14 protein-coding genes and 1 pseudogene are annotated in these 16507 nt (G+C 39.8%); 4 read left to right on the top strand and 11 right to left on the bottom strand.

Annotated elements, in window-relative coordinates; all coding sequences use genetic code 11:
* Positions 1 to 523: 523 nt before the first annotated feature.
* From OO773_RS01930 to OO773_RS01915, 4 genes are all read right to left on the bottom strand, one after another.
* Entirely contained in the window at positions 524 to 1747 is a 1224-nt protein-coding gene (locus tag OO773_RS01930) for an RNA-guided endonuclease InsQ/TnpB family protein (RefSeq protein WP_176486514.1), read from the bottom strand.
* On the bottom strand, positions 1734 to 2366 hold the full coding sequence (locus OO773_RS01925) for an IS607 family transposase (protein ID WP_264828648.1): 633 nt from the start codon (positions 2364 to 2366) through the stop codon (positions 1734 to 1736). The genes OO773_RS01930 and OO773_RS01925 overlap by 14 nt, the downstream gene beginning before the upstream one ends.
* Positions 2363 to 2557 (bottom strand): type II toxin-antitoxin system HicA family toxin, encoded by a 195-nt coding sequence (locus OO773_RS01920; RefSeq protein WP_006564274.1) that lies wholly within the window; start codon positions 2555 to 2557, stop codon positions 2363 to 2365. Before OO773_RS01920 ends, OO773_RS01925 begins: the two co-directional genes overlap by 4 nt.
* Positions 2558 to 2662: 105 nt before the next feature.
* A complete protein-coding gene (locus OO773_RS01915; RefSeq protein ID WP_264828647.1) occupies positions 2663 to 2992 on the bottom strand; it encodes a hypothetical protein in 330 nt (109 codons plus the stop codon).
* Between the two features lie 75 nt (positions 2993 to 3067).
* Between OO773_RS01915 and OO773_RS01910 the strand changes: the two genes are divergently transcribed.
* Positions 3068 to 4921 carry a hypothetical protein gene (locus tag OO773_RS01910; RefSeq protein WP_264828646.1) on the top strand — a complete coding sequence of 618 codons (1854 nt, stop codon included), beginning with the start codon at positions 3068 to 3070 and terminating at the stop codon, positions 4919 to 4921.
* A 242-nt stretch (positions 4922 to 5163) separates the two neighbouring features.
* On the opposite strand, the gene OO773_RS01905 is transcribed toward OO773_RS01910, so the two are convergent.
* From OO773_RS01905 to OO773_RS01885, 5 genes are read right to left on the bottom strand one after another with little or no spacing between them, the layout of a single operon-like run.
* A complete protein-coding gene (locus OO773_RS01905; RefSeq protein WP_040499256.1) occupies positions 5164 to 8268 on the bottom strand; it encodes an efflux RND transporter permease subunit in 3105 nt (1034 codons plus the stop codon).
* Positions 8268 to 9218: an HlyD family efflux transporter periplasmic adaptor subunit gene (locus tag OO773_RS01900; protein WP_232048860.1), complete on the bottom strand. Its 951-nt coding sequence runs from the start codon at positions 9216 to 9218 to the stop codon at positions 8268 to 8270. Before OO773_RS01900 ends, OO773_RS01905 begins: the two co-directional genes overlap by 1 nt.
* Positions 9215 to 10429 carry a copper resistance outer membrane protein CrdB gene (gene crdB, locus OO773_RS01895; protein WP_100069278.1) on the bottom strand — a complete coding sequence of 405 codons (1215 nt, stop codon included), beginning with the start codon at positions 10427 to 10429 and terminating at the stop codon, positions 9215 to 9217. The genes OO773_RS01900 and crdB overlap by 4 nt, the downstream gene beginning before the upstream one ends.
* 2 nt (positions 10430 to 10431) lie before the next feature.
* The gene (locus OO773_RS01890) at positions 10432 to 10809 is read right to left on the bottom strand and encodes a FixH family protein (RefSeq protein WP_034375902.1); all 378 of its coding nucleotides are present in this window, start codon (positions 10807 to 10809) and stop codon (positions 10432 to 10434) included.
* Between the two features lie 16 nt (positions 10810 to 10825).
* The gene (locus OO773_RS01885; RefSeq protein ID WP_081370743.1) at positions 10826 to 11215 is read right to left on the bottom strand and encodes a FixH family protein; all 390 of its coding nucleotides are present in this window, start codon (positions 11213 to 11215) and stop codon (positions 10826 to 10828) included.
* Positions 11216 to 11673: 458 nt separating this feature from the next.
* Between OO773_RS01885 and fumC the strand changes: the two genes are divergently transcribed.
* Genes fumC through OO773_RS01865 form a run of 3 tightly spaced genes read left to right on the top strand, consistent with a single transcriptional unit; the run spans position 11674 to position 14425 of the window.
* Complete coding sequence (gene fumC, locus OO773_RS01875) at positions 11674 to 13065, top strand: class II fumarate hydratase (RefSeq protein ID WP_034375862.1); 1392 nt, start codon at positions 11674 to 11676, stop codon at positions 13063 to 13065.
* A 24-nt stretch (positions 13066 to 13089) separates the two neighbouring features.
* Positions 13090 to 13854, top strand: a complete 765-nt coding sequence (locus OO773_RS01870) for a DNA-methyltransferase (protein ID WP_006564704.1) — start codon at positions 13090 to 13092, stop codon at positions 13852 to 13854.
* Complete coding sequence (locus tag OO773_RS01865; RefSeq protein WP_006564705.1) at positions 13844 to 14425, top strand: HNH endonuclease; 582 nt, start codon at positions 13844 to 13846, stop codon at positions 14423 to 14425. Before OO773_RS01870 ends, OO773_RS01865 begins: the two co-directional genes overlap by 11 nt.
* Positions 14426 to 15069: 644 nt before the next feature.
* Here the strand turns inward: OO773_RS01865 and OO773_RS01860 are convergent.
* Together OO773_RS01860 and OO773_RS01855 are read right to left on the bottom strand one after the other, a co-directional pair.
* A complete protein-coding gene (locus tag OO773_RS01860) occupies positions 15070 to 15201 on the bottom strand; it encodes a hypothetical protein (protein ID WP_256624001.1) in 132 nt (43 codons plus the stop codon).
* Positions 15201 to 16267 (bottom strand): annotated as a pseudogene (locus OO773_RS01855) (tyrosine-type recombinase/integrase). Before OO773_RS01855 ends, OO773_RS01860 begins: the two are co-directional and overlap by 1 nt.
* Positions 16268 to 16507: the final 240 nt, after the last annotated feature.

Raw genomic sequence — 16507 nt, 5'->3', positions numbered from 1 at the left:
CCCTATTTATCGGGCTTTTTGCCCTTTTTTGTTATGTGTTATGGGGGTTAGTTATGCAAATAGCTAAAAGCTTGGTTTATTTTGAAAGCAAAGAATTAGTTGATCTCACACAGGCTGAAAAAAATATTTAATCCAACAGGGGCAAAAGGTAAAACCCATAACAAAATTAACAAAAAGCCTATTTTTAGGGGATATAAGCGGGTGGTAAGTATGAAAATGCAAATAACAGAGTGAAATTTGATAGATAACAATCAGTTAGTGGATCACCGCCACTAAAGAAGGGCGGTTGTAGTTTTTACTTGTGATAGCCATCGGGTTTGTCTTTACCTCTTGTTTCTACCTCCTTAACGATCTCCATTACTAACTTTTTCACTTTCTCAGGTTTATCAAGTGCAGGTGCTAAAGTTGTAACAATGTGTATCCTCCCCCGCAATATTAAGTGTAAAAGTAACAATGTCCAAAAAACCATTTAACCAATTTAAGGGTATTTAAGTTATTTTTCGTAAATTTTCCCATCGTGTTTCTAGAACGCCAACGAGATTTTTACAGGGGTGAACACTACTCCGCTATCCCTTAGGGTTTGCACCGCGTCAGGGAATACTTTTCTAAGAATACCAATAGCCCCGTTAATGTCAGCATTTAAGAATTTACCAGTGCTTGACTTAAATAAGCCTCGCTTGACCCGTTTGCCTAGATACTGCTCGTGGTGTTGCATAGTCTCGTTAGCTAAATGATCGCACTTGCTCGTCCAACTTTCCTCTGTAATGAGCAGCTTAATGCCAGCAAGTTCGCATTTGTAGCGCAACTTATCTAGGAAAGATTGATAAGGGATATAAGTAAAGTTTTGGTTATTTCTTTTAGATAGACCTAGCTTTTGTTTCCAGCCTTCATTCTCGCCTATCACAATGGTAGAGATAGAGTTTTTCAAACAATGCCCCACCACATAAGCGCTCGCCTTATGCATGAAGTCATTTAGCTTACAATCCTGCCAAAGAGTTAAAGCACCTAGTCTTTTAGTCCAATAAGAATTGTTAGACAACTTGGCTTTAGCTGCATAATAGGCTTTGAGTTTATTAAACCACTGATTGATAGATTTAACACCTCCGCCCTTGATAATAAAGGGGCTAGCTTGATTATCTATTGCAGTTACGAAGTTGTTAACACCTAGATCAATACCCATAATACCATCGCCTTGAACTTGTGGTTTGTTTGTGGGTTGCTCATAAACAACTTCCACGATAAAGCAAGTGGTTTTAGGAATTACGCGCACTTGCTTTAGCCTAGAAGTCTCTTTAACCTTAGTGATAAGCCGTTTAAGATTGGCTCTTGCAGGGAATTTAATTTTAGTGAGGTTTCCTTTTGTGAGTGAGATTTGTTGGTTTATAAAAACACCGATAGAAACGCCCTTTTTAGGCTTAAACTTAGGGATTTTAGGTTTAGAAAAGAATTTAGAAGGTTTAGCCTTGTAGGCTTTGATCGCTTTTAAGTAAGATTTCCAGTTCTTAGATAAAAGCATAATAACCTGCTGGGCACTCTGGGCTGGCATTGCTCTATAATCTCTCTGGTTTTCTTTAACAAAGCGATTAATAAGATCATAAGGGGTAGGGAGCTTAAATCCTGCTAAGTAATGCTCTCTTAGAATAAAATTAGCATAGTTGTAGAGATTTTTAGACAGATGACAGAAATTCTTAATACTAGCAAAGCAAGGGTGCTTGGGCTTGATAATGTGGCGTTCAGTTAAAATCATCTGTTTCACCATTAAGTGCATTAATGAGATCAGGATTAGCCTTACTCTCTATCAAGAGTTTCTTAGCAATCCTTCGTTTAGAATACATTTTCATAGAAAAAGAATGGATTGTTTGCATGATGTCCTCAAAGAGTTCTTGTTCTAAGCTTTTAGACTTGCATTGATTAATGATGATAATCTGAGTTCCATAACTCGTGAATAGCTTTTCTACCAATTCATAGCTTAGTCTAGCTAGTCTGTCTTTATAAGAAACATAAACCGCCTTGATTTTATAATCCATCACATCAGAAAGAAGTTGCATAAAACCGGGTCGATCTAAGGTCATGCCACTTTTAATATCAGAGTAGATTTTATCTACAGAAATCCCTTTAGCATTCAAGAAAGCAAGATTATTATCCATTTGATTTTGCAAGTCTTGTTTCTGCTTGTTAGTGCTCACCCTAGCATAAATCACATTTAGCCTTTGATCCTCTATTCCAGCAAGTGCATAGACATCGTTATCGATTTTCATAGAAAAAGAATGGGGCTCAGTTTTTACGCGTATCTTTCCGCTTTTAACATACTTCCAAAGAGTAACACGGGATATTTTTAAAATCTTTAAGACTTCGCTAGACTTCATTTAAGCATGTTTTCCATGATCTGTTTTATTATTTTAGGGTGCAGAGTTTTACCAGAATGAAAGGGTAAAACCTGTCTGATCTCACCTTTTAAGTAAATTCTATGGCTACCTTTTTGTCTAGCAAAAGTAAAGCCGTTTTGCAATAGCAGTCTCTCAGCTTCTTTTGCTGTAGTCTCTAGTATATCAGCCATTTAAAGCTACCTCAATAGGAGCTATGACTGCACTTTTATTAGAAACAAGAGCTAACTCAACTTCATAGCCTTTGATCCTCTATTCCAGCAAGTGCATAGACATCGTTATCGTGAGCGATAAATTTTACCCAGAATGCGCCTCAAAATGTGTGGCTTGGCATGTTGGGTTAATTTTTCAGAAACGCGATTAGTGTCTTGCAGGGGATGTTGCTGCTCAAATTCTGTGAGACTATCAAAAAACACAGGGTCACTAAAAAACGCAGAACTACCAAAAAATGCGAGATTATAAAGCTTGTCTTGGGCAACAAGCTTGATTGTTATATCATCTCTATTTTCAAAATGCTTCTCTAAAGATTGAACTAAATTCAGAGTATAGTACCCAAGACCTGTCAGATCTTCTAAAAGGACGGTTACATCGATTACAATCTTTTTCAAAAAAACACTACCCCCGATTTAGACTACATATTATATGATACTAAGGGGATACTTAAATGACGCTCACCAAATGGCATGTTATTAAGTCTAAACGGCCTCAACAAAGGCGCTAGAGAATACAAGGCAGAAATCACCCGCCAAAGTATTTTAAAAGTTAAGAATGCTAAAGACTTAAGTCAGGAACAGAAAAGCCAAATCTATCGCGATAGAAACATCTTAACGAATTACTTTAATAGCTTATTCAAAGATGAAAACGAGGACTTAAAGGAATATCAAGAAAATTTAAAATCTCAAGCGATCACTAAAGACCTCCAAAAGGCCATAACGCTGTATGACAATATCGCACCCGGTAAAAGTGTAGCTAGTTTGATCTTTGGGAGTGATCCTAAAGAAGTGGCAGAATATAGAAAAGGCGCAACAGATATTGCTAAAGGTTTAGGGTTTGATAACTTAGAGTTTAGCAACAAGGGCGAGATTTACGCCATTAAAGATAACAAAACCTATAAAGTTAATGATAGTTTCTTTGATAACTTTAAAAACATTATTGCAGCCAATGCAGGCAGTATAACAGGGAGTTTAGTAGGCAGTCTAGTAGGCGCAGCTAAGGGGGCAAGCAGAGGCAGCAGAGGCGGATTAGTAGGCACTATTGCAGGCGGAGCAATTGGGGCATTTGTTGGAGGTGCAGGTGATGCAGCCCTAACTAATTTTGTGCTAAACCGCGATCAAAACTTCAACGAAACAATCAAACATGCCACACAAGAGGGGTTATTAAGTGTAGTGGGTGATGTTGCCTTTTTAGGAGCGGCTAAAGCAATTAGTAAAGCCACAGACTTACCTAAAGCTTTAGGTAGAGCTAGTGATTATCTACCCGTAGTGGGCACACTTAAGCGGGCAATGAGTGGAAATGATAGAGCCGCACAAAGACTTATCAATCAGGTTTACACTCCAGAACAAGAACAGGCCTTAAAAGAATTTGGGCAAAGCTTTGGAGGTGGGACTAAATTTGAAAATGCTAAAAGCCCACTAAGAGAGAAAATAGCAAGTAGTTTTGGGGAGGATAGCGGGGCGCTTAAAGCCTTTGATAGTGCTTATAATATTCTAACTTTGCCCACACATACAGAGAGACAAGAGGGCTTTATTAGGGCTATTAGAGCCGATGAGAGCGGGAATTTATTAGCCTTTCTAACTGAAGCGGCAAATAGCAGTGTACAAGCCCATAACACCCTTAAAAGTATTCTAAACAAGACTACAGCAAACCTAAAAGAACAGCTTGAAAATCTCCAGCTAAATAAGGGCGATATAAAGGCAATCTTTGATGATCTAGAAAAAGGCACTAAGGAAAGTTATAACGACGCTATAGACAAAACAATCCCAGCGGTGCTAACAAACGATATTAAGACCACACTAAACCCAGAGAATAAAGCCAATGGATTAAGTTTTAACCAGTTTAAAGCCGAGTTAAAAGATCAAGGTTTAGATCAAGAGGCTAAAGGCTTTTTAAATGTGATTGAGAAAAACATTTATAACCCTGCAGGGGTGAACTTTAGACAACTCAATAGCTCTCTTAAGCTCCTTAATGCTTATCACAAGAATACTAAAGACCCTAACTTTAAAGATTATATCAATAGAGCTTTAGAAGGGTTTTTAAGAAGAGACATTAAAGCAGGCATTGATAACTTATTTGAACAACTCCCTAAAAATAAAGTAGATCAATACAAAGAACTCTACAACACCGCGCTAAATGATTATGCGACTATGAAACAGACCCTAAAAGATGTTAAGAAATTAGGGCTAAGAGATGCGCACAATAGCACAGAAAAAGCCCTTGATAGCCTTATTAAGTTTACTAAAGGGCAGGGTGATAAGCTAGATAATCTCAGTGCCATTAGCAAAGGTAGGATGCATAAAGTAGCATTAAAATGCGCTTAGCACTCACCGCAAAGCGCGATCATATTAGCACAATTAGCAAGGCCTGCAATACCACTAAATTGAAAGCGCCTAACTTTCTAGCATAATGCCTTAATGGCTTGATTAAGACTAAGTCCTTCACAGCACAATCTGCAACATTTAATACTTTGTTAAAATAAGGACTCACACCACGCCCTCCAAAACAAAATGCTTTGTAAAGAGCACGCCCTAACCATAATTAACTTTGAGGCTGGGTTTTTTCTCTATGACGCTGAAAAGTCCTTCTTTAACCCGGCATTTCTGATCACAAAATACGCTGTAGGGATAATAAAAAGGGTGAGCACTACGCTAGTGATCATGCCACCTAACATGGGAGCAGCAATGGAGTGCATGATCTCAGAGCCTACACCATGAGAGTACATAATAGGGATCAAAGAAACCAAAATGCTAAAAAAGGTCATTAGTTTAGGGCGCACCCGCTGCACTGCCCCATGCATAATCGCCTCTTTTAAACGCGCGCTGGTTTGTTCACTTTGTTTTAAAAAGTTTTGGTAGGCGTCCTCTAAATAGATAATCATCACAATAGCCGTCTCAGAGGCCACACCCAAAAGCGCTAAAAAGCCCACCAAAACAGCAATGCTTAAATTTAGGCCAATGATATTCATAAAAACTAATCCGCCTAAAAAAGCAAAGGGCAGGCTAAAAAAGCAGAGTAAGGAATTAATCGTATTTTTAAGTGCAAAGACAATTAAAAGAAAAATGATAAAAATGCTTATAGGCACAATGTATTTAAGGGTAGCAAAGGCTTCATCTAAATACTGACTCTCCCCAGAAAATTCGTAATAATAGCCCGTGGGTAATTTCACACTCTCTAAGGCTTTCATAGCCGCTTGGCGGTAAGTCTCTGAGCTCACCCCATTTTTAGGCACGATGTAAATAAAATGCACGCTCAAGCCCTTTTCGCTTTTAAGCACCGCAGGAGCGTTTTCATAATAAACGCGGGCAAATTCTCTTAAGGGCACATAGCTAAAGGGCGTTTTGATATAAAGATTATCTAGGCTTTCTATGTTATCGCGCTCTACATCTTTAAGGCGCACGCTAATAGGATAACTCTCCACCCCATCAATTAAAGTTGAGACCCGCGCCCCGCCCACGCCATAAGAAATCATATTTAAAACACTCTCTTTGGTGATGTTATATTCAGCTAGTTTTTCTTGGCGCAAGTCAACATTGAGATAGTAGCCATTATTAGATTTCTCCGCAAAAACAGAAAGAGACTCAGGGAGAGTTTTTAATTTTTGCTCCATTTGGATCGCTAAATCTTGTAATAAATAGGGGTCTTTGCCATACAGTTTAATGCCAAGAGGCGTACGAATTCCTGTTAAAAGCATGTCAATACGCCCACGGATAGGATAGGTCCAAGAATTAACGAGGCCTTTTAACTGCAAAGCTTGCTCTAATTTATTCCTAAGTTGCTTGTAGGTGATTTTCTCAGGCCATTCAGACTTGGGTTTAAGCTCAATATAGGTTTCTAGCATGGAAAGAGCCGCGCTATCGCTACTACTATTAGCCCGGCCGGCTTTGCCAAAAACTTGCTTGACTTCAGGGATAGCCTTAATGCGCTTATTAGTCTCCTCTAAATATTTTTTGGCCGTATCAATGCCTACGGCATTAGTCGTTACTGGCATATACATCACCACGCCCTCATTAATAGAGGGGATAAACTCCCAGTTAAGCCTTTTATACACAAAATAAAGCCCACCTAAACCCAGTACACTTAGCGCTAAAAAGACATATTTAAAGCGCAACACAAAGGTCAAACACACCCCATAAATCTTAATGAAAAAAGCATTGATAGGATTTTTAGACTCTTCTACAATCTTGCCCTTGATAAAAAAGAGCATTAAAATAGGCACGATGCTAATAGAAAGCAATGCCCCAACTAGCATGGCAAAGGTTTTAGTGTAGGCTAAAGGCGAGAAGAGCCGTTTTTCCTGACCGCTTAAATCAAAGATGGGCAAGAAAGAAACCACGATGATCATCAACGCAAAAAAGATCGCCGGTCCTACCTGTTTGACCCCTTCAATAATAGCCCCTTGCCTCTCCTCATCATTTTGGATATTGGCATGGCTTAAGTGTTTGTGGGCATTTTCTACCATTACAATGGCTGCATCCACCATAGCCCCAATGGCAATAGCAATGCCGCCTAAGCTCATAATGCTAGCCTCAATGTTAAAAAAGTGCATGAGTAAAAAGCTCAGGCACACACACAAAGGTAGCGTGATGATCACCACTAGCGCACTTCTAAAGTGCAATAAAAAAATAGCAATGATGACTAAGACCGTGATGCTCTCCTCTATGAGTGTGTGGATCAAATTCTCTACACCCTTTTTAATAAGCTCACTACGATCATAGACAGGTACAATTTGCACATCCGGATCGCCCTCTTGCAAACGCGCGATTTTTTGTTTGATACGCTCTAAAATGCTGTAGGTATCTGCGTGGTAGCGCACCATCACAACTCCGCCCACCACCTCATCTGTACCATTAAGATTAGCCACCGAGCGCCGCGGTTTAGGCGTGAAGTTGATTGTTGCGATGTCTGTTAATTTAATAGGCGTGCGATTAGGCGCTTTGAGTACGATCTCTCCTAAGTCTTTCAGGCCTTTAGTATAACCTTGTGCATGGATAATCTTTTCAAATCCATTTTCTAAGATGATCCCTCCCCCTGTATCCTGATTGGATTTTTTAATGGCATTGATCACATCTGTTATGCTTAGATCGTATTTGACCAGCGCGTCATTATTGATAGTTACCTCGTAGTTCTTCTCAAAGCCCCCCACACTAGCAACCTCACTTACCCCATCTACTCCTAAAAGTGCGTAGCGGTAGTAAAAATCTTGCAGGGTTTTAAGTTCGGCTAGATTTTTAGTTTTACTTTTAAGCGCGTACTGGTAAGCCCAACCAATGGAGGTAGAATCGCTACCCATTTCCACTTTAGCCTCTGGGGGCAATTTCACTCGTGCCATTTGCTCAGAGACGCGATCGCGGGCAAAATACAAATCCACGCCGTCTTTAAAGATGATATAAATCAAACCGGTTTCATAGCTAGCAATCCCGCGCACAGTCTCTACATCAGCAATGCCCATTAAATTAGACACCAAAGGATAAACCGCCTGCTCTTGTACCACCTCTGGGCTTTGGTTAGGATAACTTACTTGTACCACCACCTGAGTAGGCGAGAGATCAGGCAAGGCATCTAAACGGGTGTTTTTCATAGCCCAAAGTGAGATCAAAAAAAGTAGAAAAACCACCATTACAACGACTAATTTATTCTTAATGCTCAAAGAGATTAGCGCATTAATCATCACTCATCCCCGTTATTAATCGCATCCGCATCTAAAATAAAGAGGGCGTTTTTGGCAACTTCATCACCTGCCTTTAGCCCCTCTAAAATTTCATAACTCCCATCGCTATTTCGTTTGGCCTTAATCGGTGTGAGGGTAAAATCCCCGTCTTCTTTTTTAAAGACGATAGTTTTATCATTTTTAACTAGCACTGCTTCTTTAGGCAAGACTAGCATTTTTCTAGCCTGTTGGTAGATACTCACCCTAGCAAACATGTTAGGGAAAAAAATTAGAGCAGGATTATTTAGGATAAAGCGTACTTGTACCATTTTATCCTGTGCTCCGATGAAGGGGTTAATGCGATCAAATTTTAAGGGAAAAACTCCAGAAACCCCCTCAATAGATATACTAGCTTTAGAAAGGTGGCGTACAAAATCTAAATCCTCTTGATTGACCTTAGCTAACACATATAACGAACGCAGATCAATGATTTTATAAATCTCTGCCCCGCTTTTGATAAACCCACCTTCGTTGATATTTTTAGTAAAGATCACCCCGCTAAAAGGCGCGCGCATATCAATATTATTTTTAATCTTTTTAGTTTTAATGATATTGTCAATCTCATAGGTAGGAACGCCTAAAAGACGCAATTTTTCGCGCATTTGATCTACTTGTTTATTAAAGCGCACAGAAGAGAGCAATTCGCTTTGCACGCTAATAAGAGAGGGGGAATAAATATTAAAAAGCTTATCCCCGGCCTTGATGTTTTGGTAGGTTTGATTCACATAGAGTTTTTCAACATAGCCATCAAAACGGATATTATAAGAAAAAACTTTAGTTTCATCTGCTTCTAAGAGCGCATAATACTGCCTAAAGGGAGTGATCTCTTTAAGCATCACCTTAATGCTATCCCCCCCCTTAGCCTGCAACAAACAACATAATAAAACCACCCCCCATAACCGCGGTATCACCAAAGCCCTTTGAGATTCTCTAAATTCAAATAAGTTGTAGAAAGCTCGCTTTGGGTATCAATTTTAGAAAGCTGTGTATTAATCTCATCGTTAAAGGCGCTGTAATAGGTGTTGTAATCTGTTGAAGAGGGTAAATTATTCGCATAAATTTGTACAATATGCCCATTGGCTTTTAAAATTTGATCAATGCTGGTTAGATTTCTTTGTAGCTGTGCGATTCTTTTAAGCAATTTTTTAGCTGTGTGCATCACTCTATTTTTGGTATTTTCTACTTCTTTAAGAGCCACTAAATGTTCCTCTTTCTTTTGTTGTAAGGTGTTACTTTGTTTGCCATAAAGAGGTAGAGGAATAGCTATACCAACGGTAAACATATCAAAGATGTGCCGTCTGAAGAGGTAGTTAGCGGTTACATTGATGTCATCTAAAAAGCCTTTTCTAGCTAGCGTAATGTTTTTAAGAGATTGGCTATCTTGTAAATCTGCGATCTTAATCTCGCGGTTAGTACTCATGATCGCCTTTAATTCCTCATCCGGATTAAAAACAAGCGCGCTAGGCGCAAGGCTTAAAAGATCACTTTGGTTAAAGGTTAATTCGCTAATACTAATCTTGTTATTATCTAGCGCGTCTTCTAAATCGCTTTGTTTGATTTGTAATTGGGATTTAAGCACTTCAATTTTAGCAATCGCAATGGCATCTGGGCTACTAGAGTGCATGGCCTTATATAACAAACTATCTAAGTTACCCAATGCCTCTTTGAGTAAGGTCAATTTTTGGGTATTTTTATAAACATTAATAGCATTGATTAAAATATTAATGGCAATTTGTTGTCTGAGTTTTTGGAGTTCTAAAAGCTTTTTTTGGCTCTCTAAATCAATCACTTGCTTTTTAGTATGCCGCTTACCATTCACATCAAATTTTTGGGATAGCCCCACGCTGATGCTTTGCATAAAGTTAAACATGCCGTTAAACTCGCCGTTTAAAACGAAGTAATCATTCACATTGGCGTTGTTATAGGCTACATACAAAATAGGATTATCCCAGCGAGATGCCGCCCTAGCTTGGGCTTGCAGGCTAGAAATCTGTGCCTCTAAACTTTCAAGCTTGGCGTTTTTATGTAAATATTTATTGTAGATACTCTCTAGGTCTAACCGGCTTTGTGAGCCAGCTAGAATATTTAAGAGAATACAAACAAAAATTAGAGAGAAACGCATGGTTAAATATCCACGCTACCTTTGCCTTTATAAACCTTTCCCTCTTTAGTTTTGACTTGTAATTTAATTTGCCAAGTACCGCTCATGGGCAAATTGACCTTAGCATGGTAGACGCCATTTTTCACTTCTACCTGCGCTTTTTCATCCATCGCGGCCATACCCGGCATTTCAGGCATTTTAAAACTCAACTTGATAGAGGCGCCTTTTAGCTCCTTACCTCCAAGAGTGGGCACTAAATCAAACTCATTATTACCACTCACTAGTTTTTTATCTGCCTTGAGTGCCACTTCTGCTTCTTTAGCCTTAATTTTTAATTCCCAAGCTTGCAAGCTCCCAAAGGCTAAACCGCATGCCAGTAACAAAGCACCTAGTTTTTTCATGTAAGCTCCTCATAATTTAATGATGAGTTTGCATTCTAGGGTGTGTTTGTGTAGAATTTGTGGAAAGTCCCTTTATCGTGTTAGAACTAAGAATAACACCATGCGTAAGAATGTCTACGCTACCTTCACCTTGATAAATTTTGCCTTCTTTCGTTCTAACTTGTACTTTAATTTGCCAAGGCCCATTCATGGGTAAATTGACCTCTGCGTGATAAATGCCGTCTTTTTCTCTTACTTGTGCCTCTTTATTCATTGCAGCCATACCGGGCATTTCAGGCACTTCAAAACTTAATTTAATGTGTGCATCTTTTAAAACCCTACCTCCAAGGGTGGGCACTAAATCAAATTTATTATCCCCGTCCACTAAATTTTTATCCGCTTTAAGACTCTTTGGCAGAAATCCCACTCGTCTTTAGCGGGTGGGATGAATGCCACTAATTTGTGGTATAATGTCCCCATACATTCGTATCTACGGCAGGAAGTGTCGGAAGTTACGCCTTTGGAGATATGATGTGTGAGACCTGTAGGGAATGCGTTGGAGCTCAAACTCTGTAAAATCCCTACTATAGGGACACAGAGTGAGAACCAAACTCTCCCTACGGGCAACATCAGCCTAGGAAGCCCAAATGTCTTTAGCATTTGGGCACTTCACGAGCCACTTCTGCTCCTTTGGCCTTAATTGTTAATTCCCAAGCTTGCAGACCCCCAAGGGCCAGAGTGCATGCCAGAAACAAAGAACCTAGTTTTTTCATGTCATCTCCTTTCCATTAAGGTGGAAAGGTATTCAAGCACACTTGCGTAAAATTTCTGTAAATTAACCCTTCTTGTGTTAGAGTTGCCTATCTTTAACATAAAGGATTGAAAATGGATTATAGAATTGAACATGACACTATGGGCGAGGTTAAAGTAGAAAATAGCAAGTACTGGGGCGCGCAAACCCAAAGAAGCTATGAAAATTTTAAGATCGGCACAGAAAAAATGCCCCCAGAGCTTATTTTTGCCTTTGCTAAACTTAAAAAAGCCCTAGCTAAGGTCAACCACGATTTAGGCAAACTGAGTCAAGAAAAATCAGAGGCCATTATTAAGGCCTGTAATGCCATTTTAGAGGGCAAGCTAGAGGGGATGTTTCCCCTAGCCATTTGGCAAACAGGGAGTGGTACGCAAACTAATATGAACATGAATGAGGTGATTGCCAACTACGCCACAGAGATTCTAGGGGGCAATTTTAGAGAAAAAAAGCTGATTCACCCTAACGATGATGTGAACATGTCGCAAAGTTCTAATGACACTTTCCCAACAGCTATGCATATTGTCAGCGTGCTAGAAATCACACAAACCCTTTTACCCGCCTTAGATAAATTGCACGCTACCCTTGAGAGCAAAAGCCAAGCTTTTGACGAGATCATTAAAATCGGGCGCACCCATTTACAAGATGCCACGCCTCTAACTCTAGGGCAGGAGTTTAGCGGGTATGCAAGCATGCTTAAGCACTCTAAAGAACAGATTATGCAGAGTTTAGAGGGGCTAAGAGAGTTAGCCATCGGGGGCACAGCAGTAGGCACAGGTCTTAATGCCCACCCTCAGTTATCAGAAAAGGTTGCTAAACAGCTTAGCCAAGATACCGGTCAGGTTTTTAAAAGCGCGCCTAATAAATTCCATGCTTTAAGTAGCCATGACGCCATTACTTTTGCCCACGGAGCGCTTAAAGCCCTTGCGGCTAATTTAATGAAAATTGCCAATGACATTAGATGGCTTGCTAGCGGACCACGCTGTGGTTTAGGCGAATTATCTATTCCAGAAAATGAGCCGGGAAGCTCCATTATGCCCGGCAAGGTCAATCCTACCCAGTGTGAGGCTTTAACGATGGTTGCTGTGCAAGTGATGGGCAATGATGCAGCCATTGGCTTTGCTGCTTCTCAAGGCAATTTTGAACTCAATGTCTTTAAACCCGTGATCATTTACAATTTCTTGCAAAGTTTGCGCCTTTTAAGCGATAGCATGCTTAGCTTTGATCTGCACTGCGCACAAGGTATCCAACCTAATAAAGACAAGATAGATTATTACTTGCACCACTCTTTAATGCTAGTAACCGCACTCAACCCCCATATTGGCTATGAAAACGCGGCTAAAGTGGCAAAAAACGCCCATAAAAAGGGTATTAGTCTTAAAGAATCAGCAGTAGAGTTAGGGCTCTTAAGCGCAGAGGATTTTGAGAAATTTGTAGTGCCTGAAAAAATGATTGGACCTAGGGCTTAGTTTAAAATCTTAAGCGTAAGATTAATGCCCCCCTTTTTTGCCCATGATCGCCTCCTTTTATACCAAGCTAGTGCACTTGATTATTTAGTGTTAGAGGAGCAAAGCCTAGATTGCATCATCACCTCCCCGCCCTATAATGTGGGTATGGCTTATAATGGCAGTGATGATAGTCAGGATTATCAAGAGTACCTAGACTTTAGCGCGCATTACTTGGCTAATTGTTATGCATGGGCTAAGAAAAGTGGGCGCTTGTGCTTAAACATTCCCTTAGATAAAAACAAGGGCGGACAACAAAGTGTGGGAGCAGACATCATTAGTTTAGCTAAAAAGATGGGGTGGTGCTATCATAGTAGCATCATCTGGAATGAGGGCAATGTCTCTAGGCGCACAGCATGGGGGAGCTGGCTTAGTGCTTCTGCGCCCTATGTGATTGCTCCGGTCGAGCTCATTGTGATTTTTTATAAAGAGGTGTGGAAAAAACAGCACAAGGGTGTTAGTGATCTGAGCAAAGAGGAGTTTATTGCCTGGACTAATGGACTTTGGAGCTTTAATGGAGAATCTGCTAAACGCATCGGCCACCCCGCCCCCTTTCCTAGAGAGTTGCCTAGGCGCTGTATCAAGCTCTTTTCTTTTATAGGAGATGTGATCTGTGATCCTTTTAGTGGGAGCGGAACAACTATGCTAGAGGCTTATGCTAATCAGCGCAACTTTGTGGGTATCGAACTAGACCCTACTTATTGTGAACTTTCTAAACAGCGCTTTTTAAGAATGATAGAAGATGCAAATTAGCCAGCATGATTTGATTATGGAGTTTTTTAAAGCAAACCCTAATAGAGATATTGCCCACCCTGAAATTGTAGATTGGCTCACACAAGAATATACAAAACGCACAGGTAAGGTTTTTAGAGATCCAGATAGAGGGATTAGAAAGTTGCACCAGCAGGGAATGTTGCAAAAGATTGCTAAGGGAGTATATCGTTACGATCCTAATTTGGTACTGCACATAGACCTAGAGGACTTTAGTGAGTCTTTAAAAAAGCAGATTTTAGAGCGTGATAATTACGCTTGTGTGATCTGCGGGGCGGGTGAAAAAGAGGGGGTAGAATTGCATGTTGATCATATTAAGCCTAAAGATTTAGGAGGCAAAGCCACTTTAGAAAATGGGCAAACACTTTGTTCACGGCATAACTTCTTAAAAAAGAACTTTAGGCAAACAGAGACAGGTAAAAAGATGTTTATTCGCATGTTAGAGAGTGCAAGAAAAGCAGGCGAATTAGAACTTGTGGCGTTTTTAGAGGAGGTTTTAAGCGTCTATGAAAAACATGGGATCAATGGGCATATTGTGTGGAGGAAAGACTGAAAATTTTTAGAGATAAATGAGTAATTTAGCAAAAAGAGCCTAGATTGCATTGTCCTACTCTAGCTTACAAGAAAGACAGTATCTGTGAAACGCTCAAAATACTAGGGGACTCCTTATCTGTGTTAATTGCACAATGCGCTTTGTTTCTATCACTATCCTATAACTCTTTAGACAGGGAAGAATTTCCTGACAACGCAAAAATTCTAGCTAAGCATGGCGATTTGTTAGTTACACTCTAAATTTAAATTTTTAACTACTTATCCTAAGCAATCCAAGTGTAAACTCATTTTTTAAAATAGTAGTTACACAAGTAGTTAAGGTTTGCTTGTGCCATGAAGTCCTTAGCCTTGATCAAGCCATCCAGACCATTTAAGCCATTCACGGCACTAAACCAAAAGGTTAAGCGTTTTCAATTTAGCAGCATTGCAGGCCTTAATAATTGTATAGAGGCTGCAAGCCCCGCCACCCAGCAAGTCTGATAATCCACACCAATACCCCAGCTTAGCCATGTGGGACATGTTAGCGCTGTGGTGTTAAGCGCGTTTTAAAAGAACTTATAGGTAACACTTCTAAAAATTAACAGGCGCACCAAGAGAACTAATAGAAAACTTTGGCTGTTAGAGCTCAGTATAGAATTGTGCTAGTTATCTTTTCTGTTTTAAGCTGTGTGCTAGCCGGTATAACTTAGCCTGCTCATTAACGCTTCTATAGCTAAAGCGGGTGGCTCTAGCTAAAGGCAAAGATTTAAGAGAAAGCGAATTTTCATCCTCTTGCATTATTGTTTGTTTAAAAGTGTGTCAAACACACAGGCAACTTTTTTATTGTGCTCTTGGGTAGTGTGGATGTAGATTTTGGTAGAGAGTAGGGAGTTATGCCCTAGAGCTCTGCTAGTTAAAACTAAGTCCTGCGTCTCTTGGTAGATAAGGGTAGCAAAACTATGTCTAAAAAGATGCAGACCTGTGCCATATGCTTGGGAGTGCTTGATATTGGAAAGTTTAAAAATCTTAGCGATGAAGTTTTTGAGTTGGCATGTTCTTTGGGATAGTGTGGCTTTTTTGAAAAGAAATACCCCATTGAAGTGTTGGAGTCTTTTAGCATCACTGATCCAATCATGCAGAGCTTGTTCTAGGATAGATTTTCTGATATAAGCCTTTCTCTCTTTCCTGTTCTTGCCCATCACAAGAATGGAGTAATTTTGCTCTTCAGGCTTAATGTTCTTGAGCTCAAGGTTTAAAACTTCAGATTTGCGCAAACCACCTAAGATCACAAGCAAGAGAATACACTTGTTGCGTTTTTCATAACTAGAGCGTGCTTGGTAGTTTAAAAGGGTCTTGATAAAGGCTTTTAAGTCTTGTGCGTTTAAGTGTTTGGGCAGAGTTTGTGTTGTTTTAGCAAAGGCAAGGTTTTTAAGAGAGAAGTCAAAGTGATACCCGCGTTTTCTATCCAAATAGTTAAAAAATTGCCTCAGATACATCACATACTTAGCCATAGAGCTAGGTTTTCTAGTTTGGGCTAGTTCAAAGAGAAAGCTAATTACTTGCTCCTCAGTAAGGCTTTTAAAGCTTTTTAGTTTGATCTGGGTTTTGAAGTGAACAAAGAACAAAAACAAAACCCGCATCATTAAGATATGGTTGATGCCTTGATTATAGAGTGCGTGGCAGAGACGCTCTAGCGCGCTGATGTTTGGGCATTTTAAAATCTCCTCTTGGTAGCAGAGCACCTTAGCCACATCTTTTAAAGCCTGTACGGTGTAAAGTTTTTGATTTTGTAGTGTAAAAATGCCTTGATATTTTCAAAGAGCTCTCTTTGTGTGCGACTCAAAGGCAAGAGCTCGTTTTCCATTTTTTCCATTTTTCGCGAGGGAGGAGTGAGTGCTGTTGCGTGTTAGAGTGTTGTAGGTTGTAGGTAGGTGGTGTTCTCTTTAGTGGTTAGCTGCATAATCGCGAAAAACACAGCATGGATGGTTGTAGTGATGTCTAGCAATAAAGTGCAGGATTGTGTAGGTGTAGAACACGGGAGCGTGCTTTTATGGTTGCAGGGCGATTTTGTTGTAGTAAACCTAAGAGTTCATTGACTAGTATT

The organism is Helicobacter suis HS1 (assembly GCF_026000295.1).
Taxonomy (GTDB): Bacteria; Campylobacterota; Campylobacteria; order Campylobacterales; family Helicobacteraceae; genus Helicobacter; species Helicobacter suis.
This window is presented reverse-complemented; position numbering and strand designations above follow the sequence as displayed.

Excerpts from the sequence above, each read along its gene's own strand:
- OO773_RS01930 (WP_176486514.1), bottom strand. The coding sequence starts at position 1,747 with ATGATTTTAACTGAACGCCACATTATCAAGCCCAAGCACCCTTGCTTT.
- OO773_RS01925 (WP_264828648.1), bottom strand. The coding sequence starts at position 2,366 with ATGAAGTCTAGCGAAGTCTTAAAGATTTTAAAAATATCCCGTGTTACT.
- OO773_RS01920 (WP_006564274.1), bottom strand. The coding sequence starts at position 2,557 with ATGGCTGATATACTAGAGACTACAGCAAAAGAAGCTGAGAGACTGCTA.
- OO773_RS01910 (WP_264828646.1), top strand. The coding sequence starts at position 3,068 with ATGTTATTAAGTCTAAACGGCCTCAACAAAGGCGCTAGAGAATACAAG.
- fumC (WP_034375862.1), top strand. The coding sequence starts at position 11,674 with ATGGATTATAGAATTGAACATGACACTATGGGCGAGGTTAAAGTAGAA.
- crdB (WP_100069278.1), bottom strand. The coding sequence starts at position 10,429 with ATGCGTTTCTCTCTAATTTTTGTTTGTATTCTCTTAAATATTCTAGCT.
- OO773_RS01890 (WP_034375902.1), bottom strand. The coding sequence starts at position 10,809 with ATGAAAAAACTAGGTGCTTTGTTACTGGCATGCGGTTTAGCCTTTGGG.
- OO773_RS01865 (WP_006564705.1), top strand. The coding sequence starts at position 13,844 with ATGCAAATTAGCCAGCATGATTTGATTATGGAGTTTTTTAAAGCAAAC.
- OO773_RS01860 (WP_256624001.1), bottom strand. The coding sequence starts at position 15,201 with ATGCAAGAGGATGAAAATTCGCTTTCTCTTAAATCTTTGCCTTTAGCT.
- OO773_RS01870 (WP_006564704.1), top strand. The coding sequence starts at position 13,090 with ATGCCCCCCTTTTTTGCCCATGATCGCCTCCTTTTATACCAAGCTAGT.
- OO773_RS01905 (WP_040499256.1), bottom strand. The coding sequence starts at position 8,268 with ATGATTAATGCGCTAATCTCTTTGAGCATTAAGAATAAATTAGTCGTT.